Consider the following 12,959-nt stretch of genomic DNA (forward strand, 5'->3'; position numbering starts at 1 on the left):
GGGATTGCGAATATGGTCTCGTCGTTGTTTGGTGGTATGGCGGGTTGCGCTATGATCGGCCAATCAATGATCAATATTCAGTCTGGTGGACGTACGCGGTTGTCTACGTTATGCGCTGGTGTGTTTCTACTTATCATGGTGGTGTTTTTGGGTGACTACCTTAAACAGATCCCGATGGCCGCGTTGGTAGCGGTGATGATCATGGTTTCTATCAGCACATTTTCATGGAATTCGATTGCCGAAATGCGTAAGCACAGTCTGTCCACAAACCTTGTGATGGTTTCAACCGTGATTGCGGTTGTTGCGACGCATAACTTAGCAATAGGTGTGTTAGTCGGAGTGCTATTGGCGTGTGTGTTTTATGTGAACCAGAGTCGAACCCTAATGAAAGTGTCGGATGAGGTGATCATAGATAACGACCACACCATTCATAAAGTGCATGGGCAAATCTTCTTTGCTTCTGCGTATAGCTTTACGGATATGTTTGACTTCGGTAATGCCACTAAGTACATCACGATTGATTTATCGGATGCGTATTTCTGGGATATCACGGCAATATCTGCGCTTGATAAAGCCATCGTGAAGTTCCGAAAAGGAGGGGCGATTGTCGCGGTGAGAGGCATGAACGAAGCCACATTGGATATGATTGACCGTCATGCGGTGTATGACGATCCTGAAAAGCTTGCGAAGCAATCTGTCGGACATTAGAAACAAAAAAAGCAGCCAATGGCTGCTTTTTTAGAGACTCATCATTTCAGAGACGTATTGTCTTAGAAACTGAATATGGGATTAGTTTACCCAGTCACGCAGTGTGAACGTTAGTTCGTGATCTGCGTTTTTCAGTACTAGACCGTCGTTAGTCAGAGTAACGTCGCTCCAATCAGAAAGCGTTTCAGACATTACTTTTTCAATCTTCATTTGATCGCCTACGCACATCATCATGGTCATACCCATTTTCTCAATGCGCAGTTGGTTGTCTTTCAGTTCTGCTTGACCGAAGAAGTTGTTACAACCTGCGTTGCCGTTCGCTGTTAGGTTTTCACCAATTTCTAAGCGAGGGGCTTTCTTTTGTTCTTCCGATGCAATGTTTTTGCCATCGATTTGAACCAGCTCCCAGTTATGGTGCTGTAGATCTTGAGCCGTAATTTCTTTCACATTATCACCGTTGCTAGCGCATGCAGTCATCAGAACTGGAAGTGAGATTGCTGCTACTAACGTTTTTAGGCTAAGCTTCATTTTATTGACTCCGTTTTTAGAAAACGTGGTAAGTATAGGTAATAAAACACTGTTTTTGTCAGCATACGGTTATGGTTTCGTATGTTTTTAAACACAGCGTATTTTATAACAGAGATCCCATTATCGGTATTGATATTCACCGAAAACTTAGAAATTTCTTACAGTTATTCGACTATTAACGTATTGGATTTAAACAAGCTAACGATAGAACGGTTTGAGCATGGAGCAACTGGAGTTTTTTACCGTCCCAAGTCCTTGCGTTGGAATTTGCACTTCCGACGAAAAAGGGTATTGCAAGGGATGCATGCGTAAGAGAGAAGAGCGGTTTAATTGGCTAAGCTTTACCCCTGCACAACAGTTACACGTGATCAAGCTATGTCGTCAACGCTATAGAAGAAAGGTATTGGCAGGGAAGGCAAAAGCAGAATCGCCACAGGATGGATCATCACCGCAGCAAGACTTGTTTTAGTTGATAGTGGGATTCAACTATTCCCGGCCCAGTCTGAGATACTTATCCATAAGAGCCGGGAAGCTCCTATCCATTTTCCACCTCTGAAAAAGTGGTTGGCGTTATTTCATTGACCATTGGTCACTGACCCAGCCTCCTGCTTGTTCGTCAAAGTGGCTTCCGGCAAAGCGGTGGTTTTGCTCCACCTCTAATCGACTGGTTGGCAGTTCATCCATTAGTTGATGAATATAGTTTGCCATGGGATCAGTACATGCTTCACGTTCTCTGCGAGTTACCACTTCTTTAATCAGTTGCAGTCTGTAGCTGTTGCTGGCTCGTTTCATTTTTGACCTCCAGAACTCGATGGCAGCAGTTTGAACACATTGACGTCCAGATCGCTGCTCATTGGCGTGCACGTGGAGACACAACGCCGTCGTTTGAAGTCCTAAAGACAAATTGTTTGAGAGCAGTGTTTGTAACGCCATTCAAATCTTTCTCAGAATCATTAGCTGCGCGAATAAAAATGAATCGCGAAAGTTAGTCAATGAATCTGCTTATTTGAAAGACCTTATCAAACATAGAAGCCCCGCACATAGGCGTCAATAACGCAAATGAACATTTTTTGAACGATTTATGAAGGGGCTGCTTTTTCAGGGATTTAGCACCAATAAAAAACCGGAGCCACTTGGGCTCCGGTTGGTCTTAGAGTCAGTCTGACACGCTTTTGTTTCGATTGTTATGCAACCGAATAGCTGTCAACATCTAAGTGTAGACACTTAGTAGCTTAGCTACCTGAAGCAGGACAACCTTTCACAGCTTGACCGTTGCTGAAGTACTCGATATTGCCTAGATTCTTGTCAAAGTCTGCCGCAGAGATCTGAGGGTTTTTAACGAAGAACTCACGCAGTACAGAAGCATCTGTCATTTGAGTTGATTCAACATCGATCACTGGGTAATCATCACCGCCAGCCGCGCTGAAGCTGATCACTGAGAACGTGTAAGTATCCGCTAGGTTGAAGCCCTTACCGTTGATGTCTGTGATAGTGACATCGCTTGCGTCACAATCAACAGATAGCGTGATGTTGTCTAGTTGAGCGTAAGCACCAGAGCCCGCAGATTTCGTAGCAACTACGTCTAGATAATCTTTAACTTCTTGGCCGGTCATCGTTGCTTTGGTTACGAAGTTACCGAAAGGTTGTACGGTTAGTACATCGCGGTAAGCGATATCGCCTTTCTGGATTGAGTCACGCACACCACCTGAGTTCATTACACCAAAGTCAGCGTTAACTAGCTCATAAGTGCGGTATGCCTCACCCAATAGGTGGCCAAGGTTAGTTTGCTCTGAACGAACTACGCCACGGTCGCCTTCAAGTTTGCCGTCAGTTTCTGAAACTTTAACATCCAACAAGTCTTGACCTTGTTGTTGGTAAGGAAGAAGGATCGACTTCACTGTTGCATCGTGCTTGATGTACTCACCGATCACTTCATCGTTGTCATCAAGAAGGTTTACAGGGATTAGTGCGTATTTAGCTAGGTGCAGTTTACCGTCGTAAAATTCGAAGTCTGCACGACCTACGTATTTACCCCACTCATGCGCTTGCATGATGTAAGTACCGTTTTGTTGGTCTGGAGCACAGTCATCACCTGGTTTGAAGTCAGCGTAGTTGTTTGTGCCAGGTTCCATACATACTGGGTTTTGAGAGTGACCACCAATGATTGCGTCCAGCTCACCTTCTTCAAGAGAACGTGCAAGTAGAACATCGCCAGGTGCTTCGCTGCCGTGTTGACCATCTTGGTAGTGGCCCATGTGTGTTGTAGCGAACACTAGGTCAACTTTCTCGTTTGCTTCGATTTCTGCAAGTACTTTTTGGATTTCAACTTGTGGATCTTCGAAGTAGATATCCGCAACATTGTCTGGGTTTACCAGTTTTGCAGTGTCTTTCGTTGTAAGACCGATAACCGCCACTTTAAGACCGTTAACCGTGAATACTTTGTAAGGGTCGAAATAACGTTCATCAGTTACTTTGCCGTCTGCATCTTTCTTGTAGATGTTTGCAGCTAGCATCGGGAAGTCAGCAAGCTCTGCCTGCATGTCTAATACGTCTAGAGAGTTATCAAATTCGTGGTTACCGACAGCCATTGCATCGTAACCAATAAGGTTCATACCTACGAAGTCTGGCACGGCATCTTGCATGTCTGACTCTGGTACACCTGTGTTGATGTCACCGCCAGACAGCAGAATTGACTCACCACCGTTTTCAGCAACTTCTGCACGAATAGATTCGATAAGTGTTTTACGTGCTGCCATACCGTACTCGCCGTCGCTGTTGTGCCAAAAGCGACCGTGGTTATCGTTGGTATGAAGAACAGTAAATTTAGTACAAGAGTCTGCGGTCTCACAGGTAACTGGAGAGTTGTCGCTGTCTGAGCCACATCCAGCTAGCGCAGCACCGACAGAAAGTACCAAGAGGGATTTATAAAACTTCATAAGGGATCCTTTCTTTGTGATTTTGATTTTATTACGGCGTGAAATATACGGAATTAGTGTGAAACTTTAGTGATCTATATCTTATTTATAGTTTTGTTGAATAAAGGAAATAACAAGCCTGCAATGGATGTCGACAAATAAACAGAAATCGTATTTAGAAAGGTTTTTGCGAAGTGGTTTATTAAAATTGTGAGCAGCTCAATTGAATGTGTTTTCTTAGTGTGAATCAATACGCATTTTGGCGAGATATGAACCAAGGATTGATTATTATTTTACCAGATTCATGTTTTTATAATGTATGCGAAACATATAGTTAAGATTTTTCTGTACAGCATGTTGAGAGGTAGGGATGCTCAAAAAATCAGCCGCGCTCACAGCGGAAATCGATTGCTCTTGGCAGAAGCAGTTCACAGCCATCGATAAAATGTACAACGGTTACTCTTACGACCCTGAATATTGGAAAAAGTTCTCCGATCAGGCTGCGGTTTTTTTATACCAATCCGATGCAACGACGTTTATATCCTGTCCCGAAGGGCTATGGAATAAAATAAGACATTTTCAACCAAGTGAGATCGAACGGAAATTAAATAATAAGCAATTCTTCTGTGATTATGACGATGTCGACTACTATTTATTTAATGACGATAACGTCAACAATGATGACGAAATAATTCCGCTTACTATCGAATCCGATCTTTCATTACTTGAATTCTTTTTAAGCCAGAATAGTAGTGAGGATATAGAAAAGGCGGACTTTGAGCTGGATAGTCATTTCTTTTATGGCATCTTCGACAATGAAAAGCTCGTTGCGGTACTGGCGTCATATTGTTATCCGGGAAAGGAACCGTTTGAATCTTTGTCCATATTGGTTTCTCCATATGCGAGAGGGAAAGGGTATGGGAAGCGGCTGCTTGCTCACTTAGTCCGTGAGGTGAAGGCAAGACAGCGTAAAGTTAGGTATCGAGTAAACATTGAAAATACACCTTCAACAAAGTTGTGCCAATCACTGGGATTTGAAGCATACAGTCGTCAGAGAGTGTTTACTCAAGAGTTATAAGAAAGGCGCGCAATGGGATATACAGTAAGAAACGCACTAAGGGATGAAGCTAGGCTTATCGCCAAGATTCATGTCGATTCATGGCAAGTCGCCTATAAAGGATTGATGCCTGAAAGTTATATTTGTCAGTTTACTCTTGAGCGCAGAGAAAAGATGTGGACACGGGTGATGACAGAACAATTGGCAAATTTGATTGTGGTAGAGAAGGGTAAAGAGATAGTTGGTTTTCTCAGCTACGAGCTACCGAATCATTCTAGTGAGGATAAGACAGCAGTTGTCACTTGTTGTTATGTTTCGCCTCTTTACTACGGGCAAGGAGCGGGTAGCGCATTGATTGATGAGCTAGAAACGCGTTTGTTGTCCACACCGGTGATGCAAATCAGCCTTAAAGCGTTGGATACGAATCAACAGGGGCTGAACTTCTATAAAAAATGTGGCTTTGTGCGGTCAGGAGAGGAGGAGGCAGAGGTCATTGAGGGCATGGTGTTGAATGACCTCACTTTGGTGAAGTACATCGCACGAACATAGTTGGTTCGAATCCATGGCGCTCCCATGTTTGGGGCTCTCTTGTGTTTGGAGTTTGCGTGGGAATTTTCATCGGCCATATATAGTAAAACCCCGGAGATGGTAAGGCTCCGGGGTTTTGAATTTTTTAGATATCTCGGTTGGTAAGTCCGATAATCTTTTTATGCAAAAGGTTTGGATTTTATCCGTTAATTCCTTGGTAGGGAATTAGATACGGATGAAGTCCATGTGCTCAACTTTTGGCTTGAACGCGTGACGTTGAACGTCTTGTGGCTTAACTTTAACTTCAGCGCCGTCGATCACTAGAACGATACCTTCGTAGAACTCAGGCTTGTCCATTTGGTTAACGATCTCGTCGTGGTTAAGAACGATAGCAACTGCTGCTGCTTCACCGCCGTATACAACTGCAGGGAATTTGCCAGCGTGACGTAGGCGGCGGCTCGCACCTTTACCTAGTTCAGTACGTACTACTGCTTCGAATTTCATAGTATTTACTCTCAAATTAGTAAAAATTAAACTTCACGAACCACAATGCGACCTTGAGTTCGTGGTAAAGCTTGAAACAGGAACTGTTCAAGCGAGCGCGGATACTATCATCCTGGTCTGGGTTCAGCAACCATAAATGCACCCAAATCAATAAAAAGACAGCAATCTTTGGATAGTAAGAGTGCAAGTTTTATCGCTTAGATAAAAGTTTGTTCACTTTGAGGCGATTTTAACCTATTTACCTTCCTTTACTTGTATTTTTCTTCCCTTTCTCGACAGGCATCATTTTTGTGAATGGATAATCATCGACATCTGTTATTAACGAAATGAACGCAAAATGAATGCTGACCTCAGTAACCGTTAAGCCACTCGGTTCTATTCTTGGCCCAACACCTAACGAGAGCATCAATGGAGCGCATTATGAACCCAGTCAGTATCGTGATTATTACCCTAAATGAAGAAAAACGTATTGGTCGACTACTCGAAGATTTAACTAAACAAACACATCAGAAATTTGAAGTGGTTGTGGTGGACTCGAACAGCGAAGATTCGACTCGTGAAGTTGCACAAGCTTACGAAAGCTCATTACCAGAACTTACCGTTCATCAAATGGAGACTCGTGGTGTCAGCTTAGGACGTAACACGGGGGCTGAGTTGGCGAAATACGAACGCATTCTTTTCTTGGATGCAGACGTACGTTTGCCAAGCGACTTTCTAAGTCGTGCAATGAGCAAGTTAGAAGATGCGAAGTTAGAAGTGGCCGGTGTGTACATGGGGGCAAAGGAATTACCAATGGCGCACAAACTTGGCTATGGCTTGTTTAATACAGGCTTGTTCATTACCCAGTACACATTCCCAACCGCTGTTGGCGCGTGTATTTTCTCGACCAAGCGTGCGCATAAAGAGCTTAACGGTTTTGATGAATCCATCACGCTTTGCGAAGATTGTGATTACGTGAAACGCGCTTCAAAAACATGGCGATTCCGTTTTTTACCAATGACATTCGAATTCGATCCGCGTCGTTTGGAGCAAGATGGTTTCTTTAAAATGGGCATGACCTATTTCAAAGCGAATGTACGTCGATTCTTCTTTGGGGAAATGCGTAACAACGAAATGGAATACAAATTCGGTCACTATAAAGATCAACACTCATAATCGTTGGAGGCTGTATGCCGGAAGCAATCAGTCTGTTCTTAGGGGCATTTCTAGATGCGACGATTGGACCAAATCTCTTTGTCCCGGGCGAGCCGTTTCTGCTCGCTGCGGGCTATCAATTACACCAAGGCATCATCTTGGGCGTAATCGCCGTCCTCATTGGTGGTTGGTTTGGTGATCAACTCAGTTACTTTATTGGTAAACATTCGGGTTCTAAAACCCAGAGAAAGCTAATTCGTTGGCAAGCTAAGACGAAGCGCCCAATTGCCCGTTGTCGCTTGCTGATGAAAAAGCGTGGTAACGCCATTTTGATCTTTGCACGCCTACTAGGCCCCGTCGCTTGGGTCGTGCCATTTATGGCGGGTTCAGTGAACGTGAGTTGGAAGCGCTTTACCATCTGTTCATCAATAGGTTTGATACTCGGTGTTGGGCAATTTGTTGTTGCTGGATATTTAATTGCGGCAGGTCTGCAAACTTGGTTGCCATTGGATTCCTTAAAGTTAATCTTAATTGAACATAAACTTCTTATTGCTTCGGTATTGGTGGCTGTGACATTTACCGTTGTTGCGTGGAAAAAGAACTGGTCACGCAAGTGGACCAAATCACTGACGGCATTAGTGTTGTGTTTGGTTGCTGCAAACTATGGTCATTTTTTCTATCTTGCTGACGATAATGTTCAGCAAGTCGAGTCCACTGAGATTCAACCAATCGCGTTTAACGATCTCGGTTTTAAAGTGTACCCAGGACGTTCCAATGTGTTTGACGCTCAGGCTGTAAATTTGGTCTACGTCGGTGAATCACCGAGAACACTAATGCAAGAGTTGGGTTGGTTAGAAAATCAAACATTCTCAAGAAACGACATTGAGTTGTCTGATTATGTGAGTTTGTTGAAGCAAAAGCTGCCACCTGTGTCGGATTTGTTTTGGAATGGCAAACCACAAGCGATGGCATTTCAAGAACCCGGAAGCTTACTTAAACGCTCTCATATACGCTGGTGGCAAGCAGGGCAAGAGGCAAGCTCAAATCAGTCGGTTTGGGTCGGGGCGATAAGTTACGATGATGGACTCAAGTTAGCGCATTATTCCGGTATTGTGACTGTGTTGCATCGGATTGATCCCAATGTAGATAGTGAAAGAGACCGTTTGGCAAATCAAATCGAAATGAGTCATTTAGCCTTAGTAGGGGAATTGTATTCGTTGGCACAACCTGTCGCCATGGACAATCAACATGACTATCACTCTGATGGGAATGTCTTGTTGATTAGCGAGCCTTCACTCGCTTTAAATTTACTTAATCAGCGGCCAGATACAAAAATGGCACCTAACGATGAAGTATCGACAAGTGCCATTTCGGAACTCTCACCTGATGTGATTTAAACTCGACTCTTTTGCAAAATAAGGGTGGCTTTTAAACCGCCCATTTTGCTTTGTGAAAGCTCAAGCTGGCCACGATAACTGTGGGCCATCTCACTCACAATATTCAGGCCTAAACCTGAGCCAGGGGTGGTTTCATCCAATCGGTAACCACGTTTGATTACCTGGCATAACTGCTCGGCGGGGATACCAGGTCCATCATCCTCAACGATGATGTGAATGTTGTCTTTGTCTTGCGTAGAATGGACACGAATAATGCTCGCTGCCCATTTGTAACCATTCTCTAGTAGATTACCCACCATTTCATCAAGATCCGTTTTCTCAACGGCAACGTTCAACTCAGAATCAAGTTCATTGATTAATGTGACTTCTCTTACGGCATACACTTTATCGAACGCCATAGAGATCGCATCAACGCGTTCTGATGGGTTAGATTTTACCGATAGGATGTTCATAGAGCCGGCCATACGAGCTCGACCTAAGTGGTAATCAATATGTTGTTGAATTTGATTAATCGGCGCATTCAATCTCGTTTGAGTTTCAGGGGATAAGCTCTGCACTTCGTTTTTTAACACGGAGAGTGGTGTTTTTAACGCGTGAGATAAGTTACCCGCGTGGTTACGCGCTCGTTCAAGTAGCTCTTGGTAGTGAAAGAGCAAGGCATTCAGATCGGAAATTAGAGGTGAAATTTCTTTTGGATATTCTTCTTCCAGCCCCTTCTTGTTGCCCGATTTGAGCTCGGCAAGCTCTCTTTGCAGCTTTGTTAGGGGGCTCAATGACCAAGCGATCTGAAGCAAGATAACGGCTAAGACGCCGGCGAATAGCAAGCCTAATATAATCCACAATTGACCGGTGAGAGATTGAATAGTGTGTTCAATTGGATCTTCATCAACACCAATGATGATATCGATAGGACCGTTATAGTCGGGCAGATAAAGGGTTTTCTTTATGGTGATGAGTTTTTCATCTCGTGCACCAAACGCGTTTTTATCGAGCCCCTTATAAGTGATTTTTTTATCCCAAAGTGAACGAGAGCGTTCGAGGCTGGTCTCTGTGGAGGCGCTCCAGTATAAACCACTGTAAGGGCGACTAAAGCGAGGGTCGGAAAGTTGAGTAGAAAGAGAAAGTTGTCCCTTACTGTCAACTTCAAGCTGAGCGGCTATTTCGTCCATAAAGACATTTAATTGTGAACGAGTGTCATCCACCATGTAATGATAAACTTGAGTTGGAATTGTCACGCCGGCAGCGAGGATCATTGCGGTGAGCCAAACCACCGCTGCAAGCACTAAGCGGCTTTTAATACTTAGCCGCTTGAGAACGTGCATTGGCAGTTTGTTTTTACTCGGCATTCAACTGATACCCCAAGCCACGCACGGTCTTAATGATCTTTGGTGCGATTTTCTTACGAATACGACCGATAAAAACTTCGATGGTGTTGGAGTCACGGTCAAAGTCTTGTTTGTAAATGTGTTCCACCAACTCAGTACGCGAAATGACCTTCTCTGGGTTATGCATGAAATACGCGACCACTTTGTATTCCAATGCAGTAAGGCTAACCGCTTGTCCTTGCCATAGAACTTTCGAAGAACGCGTATCTAGGCTCAAATCCCCAATCTTCATTACTGGGGAGGCATTACCAGATGCTCGACGTAATTGAGCTCGTAATCGAGCCGTTAACTCCATCATTTCAAATGGCTTTGTTAAGTAGTCATCCGCGCCTGCGTTTAAGCCTTCAACGCGTTGAGATAGGGTGTCACGTGCACTGAGTATGACAACAGGGGTGTTAATGTTCTCATCTCGAATCCCCTTAAGTACTGTTAAACCGTCCAGTTTTGGCAGGCCTAAATCAAGCACGATCACATCCCACTCTTCAGACGTCGCGCGATAAAGCGCATCAATGCCATCTTGGGATAACTCTGGTACCCAACCATTGTTTTCTAAAGTTTCGATAATTTGTTCGCCTAGGCGAGGTTCATCTTCGACAACAAGTATTTTCATGTTCTTTCTTCTTATTATGTTTGATGGATTATTGCGGTTTGAGCGCTTTATTGAAGTTACGACCTTTGATTTCTAGCATTTCAAGCGTAGCAGCATCGTATTCCACTTTGATCACGCTGTCATCGAATAGGATTTTTAGCTCGTAAACCCATTCATCGTCATCTTCTTCCAACTCTACTTTAATAATACGCCCATAAAGATCATTCTCCACCGCTTCATACATATCAGAGAAAGGGCGAATGTAGCCTTTCTGCACAGCGCGATAGACTTCGTCTTGATCTTCATCGAATTCAATTCGGGTTCCCGGTTTTTCAACGTCACGAACAATGGCGTGTCCATCTTTGTCGTCATGATGGTCACTGTGATCGTGATGATTCGCAAAGCTTGGCGCAGACAACAAAAGTGGCACTAAACCTAACAGCATGGGTAGCTTGCGTGTAATGAAGGATTTAGACATAGCAAAGCCTTTTTGGGAGAGTTAGCAAAATTATATCCGCTTGTACATGAATGGAAAGTGAATGTGGATTTAGGTGCAAAATTTTCTGCGCTCGAACCGTTAAAAATATAAATTCCGTAATTTAAATAGCTTATAGAGAAAATTGACACTAATTAGGCAAAAGACGGGTTCGCGTTTTGCAACATGCCTATAAACAAAAACACAACAAATGTATATTTTTCGCGCGATATGCTGTTGATATAAATGTTACATATAATTGGTCTGGACAAATCATAGAGCACTTTAATTGGATAGCTCGGTGCAGTTCATAGTGTATGCATGGAGTTCTAGGATAAAGAATGCTTCTTTTTAAATTGTCGAAAAACTCATTAGTGATTTCGTTTTGCCTCTATATCGTCGTAGTTTCAGTGATGAGCGTATGGGCGATCAATCGCAGCGAAAAAGAGTTTGCCTCTATTGCGAACTATCTGGAACTTTATAAAAGTACCGCGATATTAACTGGGCTACGAATTGAGTCTGATTTGAAGAACCAATCCGATGTAAACTTTACCCAACAACAAATAGAGAGCTCGCAACGAGTTAAATCTCTTAACGATGCAGAATTAACCCCAAATGAACGCATCGCGTTTTCTGCTCTAGATGACTTGTTTCGCTACAATAGAGAACTAACAGAACGACCTAACGTTCATATCTACTATCGTTCTTATGAGGGAAAGAAACTTATCTTCTCGAAAGCGAATGATGATCTTGCTATCGACGCATCGATGTTTGATCCCATGCTATGTAGTCAAACTCGTTCCTGTACTTTGAATATGCACGACTCAGACTTAGCGGATCGCGTCATCTTCTCGGAAAACTTCAATAACACAGAAACCGGTGAAACCGCATTCAGCATCTCCAGTCCCGTTTATTTAAATGGTCAGATTTTGGGAGATGTCGTTGTTGAAGTTTATGTGAACTACCATTTTTTAGATGGTCAAAGCCTCACATCAGAAAAAGTAAATGGGCATTACTATGTCACGATAGGGCATGATAAGTACCCTTTTTATGACCTTACTGGAGGATTAGTGCTACCTCTCGATAATACGAGCGTGGTCATCTATCAGCTTCCGGTAGTAAAGGTGCTGATCGATAATCTATGGGTGTTGTTGGTCGCTTGGGGGGTGGTGCGCACCTACCATCGATTGTATTCCTCTAATATAAGGCATCAAAACCACTTAGCGCATGCAATAAAAAATGCCAGCAAAGATGAATTGACGTCTCTACATAACCGGAAGGTGTTTGAAGATGAAGAATTTGAGCAGGTAATAAAACAAGGCCACTACTCTGTGATTTTGATTGACGGTGATAAGTTTAAAGAGATCAATGACAACCATGGCCACAATGCTGGTGACATGGCATTGATTCATATTGCTCGAACGATGCAATCTACGTTCCGTCAGAGCGATTGGTTGATTCGTTTGGGCGGAGATGAGTTTGTAGCGGTGATTCCTTCTTGTTCCTTAGAATCTGCGGAAAACTTAGCTTTACGACTCAAGGAGAACATCGTTGCCAAGCCTTTAGATCGTTATAATGTAGAAGTAAAAGTAACGACAGGTGTGGCCAAAGCAACAGGGAATGAATCCCTGATAGACGTTATCGAACTCGCTGACCGGGATATGTACCGCTCAAAATAACCGAGAGTTTTCAGTAATCATGTCGCGCCGTTGTATTCAATCTGGACGCGATAATGTGCC

The 12,959-nt window shown here is 43.4% G+C and carries 14 protein-coding genes; 7 read left to right on the plus strand and 7 right to left on the minus strand.

Annotated features, from left to right (window positions below; all coding sequences use genetic code 11):
• A partial coding sequence (locus VJL_RS00140; RefSeq protein WP_038874584.1) for a SulP family inorganic anion transporter occupies window positions 1-708 on the plus strand: 708 nt, incomplete at its 5' end.
• A gap of 81 nt (window positions 709-789) precedes the next feature.
• On the opposite strand, the gene VJL_RS00145 is transcribed toward VJL_RS00140, so the two are convergent.
• On the minus strand, window positions 790-1,236 hold the full coding sequence (locus VJL_RS00145) for an META domain-containing protein (protein ID WP_038874586.1): 447 nt from the start codon (window positions 1,234-1,236) through the stop codon (window positions 790-792).
• Window positions 1,237-1,456: 220 nt separating this feature from the next.
• Here VJL_RS00145 and VJL_RS27620 point away from each other — a divergent pair, with 220 nt between their 5' ends.
• Entirely contained in the window at window positions 1,457-1,705 is a 249-nt protein-coding gene (locus VJL_RS27620) for a DUF1289 domain-containing protein (RefSeq protein ID WP_080774337.1), read from the plus strand.
• A gap of 101 nt (window positions 1,706-1,806) precedes the next feature.
• Here VJL_RS27620 and VJL_RS00150 read toward each other — a convergent pair whose 3' ends face one another.
• Together VJL_RS00150 and ushA are read right to left on the minus strand one after the other, a co-directional pair.
• On the minus strand, window positions 1,807-2,028 hold the full coding sequence (locus VJL_RS00150; RefSeq protein WP_038868743.1) for a hypothetical protein: 222 nt from the start codon (window positions 2,026-2,028) through the stop codon (window positions 1,807-1,809).
• Window positions 2,029-2,468: 440 nt separating this feature from the next.
• Window positions 2,469-4,172, minus strand: coding sequence for a bifunctional UDP-sugar hydrolase/5'-nucleotidase UshA (gene ushA, locus VJL_RS00155; RefSeq protein WP_038868741.1), 1,704 nt, complete (start codon window positions 4,170-4,172; stop codon window positions 2,469-2,471).
• Window positions 4,173-4,521: 349 nt separating this feature from the next.
• Between ushA and VJL_RS00160 the strand changes: the two genes are divergently transcribed.
• Window positions 4,522-5,229 (plus strand): GNAT family N-acetyltransferase, encoded by a 708-nt coding sequence (locus VJL_RS00160; protein WP_038874589.1) that lies wholly within the window; start codon window positions 4,522-4,524, stop codon window positions 5,227-5,229.
• A 12-nt stretch (window positions 5,230-5,241) separates the two neighbouring features.
• A complete protein-coding gene (locus VJL_RS00165; RefSeq protein ID WP_038868738.1) occupies window positions 5,242-5,757 on the plus strand; it encodes a GNAT family N-acetyltransferase in 516 nt (171 codons plus the stop codon).
• A gap of 204 nt (window positions 5,758-5,961) precedes the next feature.
• On the opposite strand, the gene rplY is transcribed toward VJL_RS00165, so the two are convergent.
• Window positions 5,962-6,240, minus strand: coding sequence for a 50S ribosomal protein L25 (gene rplY / locus VJL_RS00170; RefSeq protein WP_038868737.1), 279 nt, complete (start codon window positions 6,238-6,240; stop codon window positions 5,962-5,964).
• Window positions 6,241-6,660: 420 nt separating this feature from the next.
• On the opposite strand from rplY, the gene VJL_RS00175 reads away from it, so the two are divergent.
• Together VJL_RS00175 and VJL_RS00180 are read left to right on the plus strand one after the other, a co-directional pair.
• A complete protein-coding gene (locus VJL_RS00175) occupies window positions 6,661-7,395 on the plus strand; it encodes a glycosyltransferase family 2 protein (RefSeq protein ID WP_038868736.1) in 735 nt (244 codons plus the stop codon).
• Window positions 7,396-7,409: 14 nt separating this feature from the next.
• Window positions 7,410-8,771, plus strand: coding sequence for an LssY C-terminal domain-containing protein (locus tag VJL_RS00180; protein WP_038874591.1), 1,362 nt, complete (start codon window positions 7,410-7,412; stop codon window positions 8,769-8,771).
• Here VJL_RS00180 and VJL_RS00185 read toward each other — a convergent pair.
• The 3 genes from VJL_RS00185 to VJL_RS00195 are packed head-to-tail and all read right to left on the minus strand — an operon-like array spanning window position 8,768 to window position 11,223.
• Complete coding sequence (locus VJL_RS00185) at window positions 8,768-10,117, minus strand: ATP-binding protein (RefSeq protein WP_038874594.1); 1,350 nt, start codon at window positions 10,115-10,117, stop codon at window positions 8,768-8,770. The two genes, VJL_RS00180 and VJL_RS00185, sit on opposite strands and share 4 nt — an antisense overlap.
• Entirely contained in the window at window positions 10,107-10,766 is a 660-nt protein-coding gene (locus tag VJL_RS00190) for a response regulator transcription factor (RefSeq protein WP_038868732.1), read from the minus strand. Before VJL_RS00190 ends, VJL_RS00185 begins: the two co-directional genes overlap by 11 nt.
• Before the next feature lie 28 nt (window positions 10,767-10,794).
• Window positions 10,795-11,223, minus strand: a complete 429-nt coding sequence (locus tag VJL_RS00195; protein WP_038874596.1) for a PepSY domain-containing protein — start codon at window positions 11,221-11,223, stop codon at window positions 10,795-10,797.
• Between the two features lie 338 nt (window positions 11,224-11,561).
• Here VJL_RS00195 and VJL_RS00200 point away from each other — a divergent pair, with 338 nt between their 5' ends.
• Window positions 11,562-12,899 carry a GGDEF domain-containing protein gene (locus VJL_RS00200; RefSeq protein ID WP_038874598.1) on the plus strand — a complete coding sequence of 446 codons (1,338 nt, stop codon included), beginning with the start codon at window positions 11,562-11,564 and terminating at the stop codon, window positions 12,897-12,899.
• The last annotated feature ends 60 nt before the right edge of the window (window positions 12,900-12,959 follow it).

This window comes from Vibrio jasicida CAIM 1864 = LMG 25398, from assembly GCF_000400365.1.
In the GTDB taxonomy this organism is placed as follows: domain Bacteria; phylum Pseudomonadota; class Gammaproteobacteria; order Enterobacterales; family Vibrionaceae; genus Vibrio; species Vibrio jasicida.

Excerpts from the sequence above, each read along its gene's own strand:
- VJL_RS00145 (WP_038874586.1), bottom strand. The coding sequence starts at position 1,236 with ATGAAGCTTAGCCTAAAAACGTTAGTAGCAGCAATCTCACTTCCAGTT.
- VJL_RS27620 (WP_080774337.1), top strand. The coding sequence starts at position 1,457 with ATGGAGCAACTGGAGTTTTTTACCGTCCCAAGTCCTTGCGTTGGAATT.
- VJL_RS00150 (WP_038868743.1), bottom strand. The coding sequence starts at position 2,028 with ATGAAACGAGCCAGCAACAGCTACAGACTGCAACTGATTAAAGAAGTG.
- ushA (WP_038868741.1), bottom strand. The coding sequence starts at position 4,172 with ATGAAGTTTTATAAATCCCTCTTGGTACTTTCTGTCGGTGCTGCGCTA.
- VJL_RS00160 (WP_038874589.1), top strand. The coding sequence starts at position 4,522 with ATGCTCAAAAAATCAGCCGCGCTCACAGCGGAAATCGATTGCTCTTGG.
- VJL_RS00165 (WP_038868738.1), top strand. The coding sequence starts at position 5,242 with ATGGGATATACAGTAAGAAACGCACTAAGGGATGAAGCTAGGCTTATC.
- rplY (WP_038868737.1), bottom strand. The coding sequence starts at position 6,240 with ATGAAATTCGAAGCAGTAGTACGTACTGAACTAGGTAAAGGTGCGAGC.
- VJL_RS00175 (WP_038868736.1), top strand. The coding sequence starts at position 6,661 with ATGAACCCAGTCAGTATCGTGATTATTACCCTAAATGAAGAAAAACGT.
- VJL_RS00180 (WP_038874591.1), top strand. The coding sequence starts at position 7,410 with ATGCCGGAAGCAATCAGTCTGTTCTTAGGGGCATTTCTAGATGCGACG.
- VJL_RS00185 (WP_038874594.1), bottom strand. The coding sequence starts at position 10,117 with ATGCCGAGTAAAAACAAACTGCCAATGCACGTTCTCAAGCGGCTAAGT.
- VJL_RS00190 (WP_038868732.1), bottom strand. The coding sequence starts at position 10,766 with ATGAAAATACTTGTTGTCGAAGATGAACCTCGCCTAGGCGAACAAATT.
- VJL_RS00195 (WP_038874596.1), bottom strand. The coding sequence starts at position 11,223 with ATGTCTAAATCCTTCATTACACGCAAGCTACCCATGCTGTTAGGTTTA.
- VJL_RS00200 (WP_038874598.1), top strand. The coding sequence starts at position 11,562 with ATGCTTCTTTTTAAATTGTCGAAAAACTCATTAGTGATTTCGTTTTGC.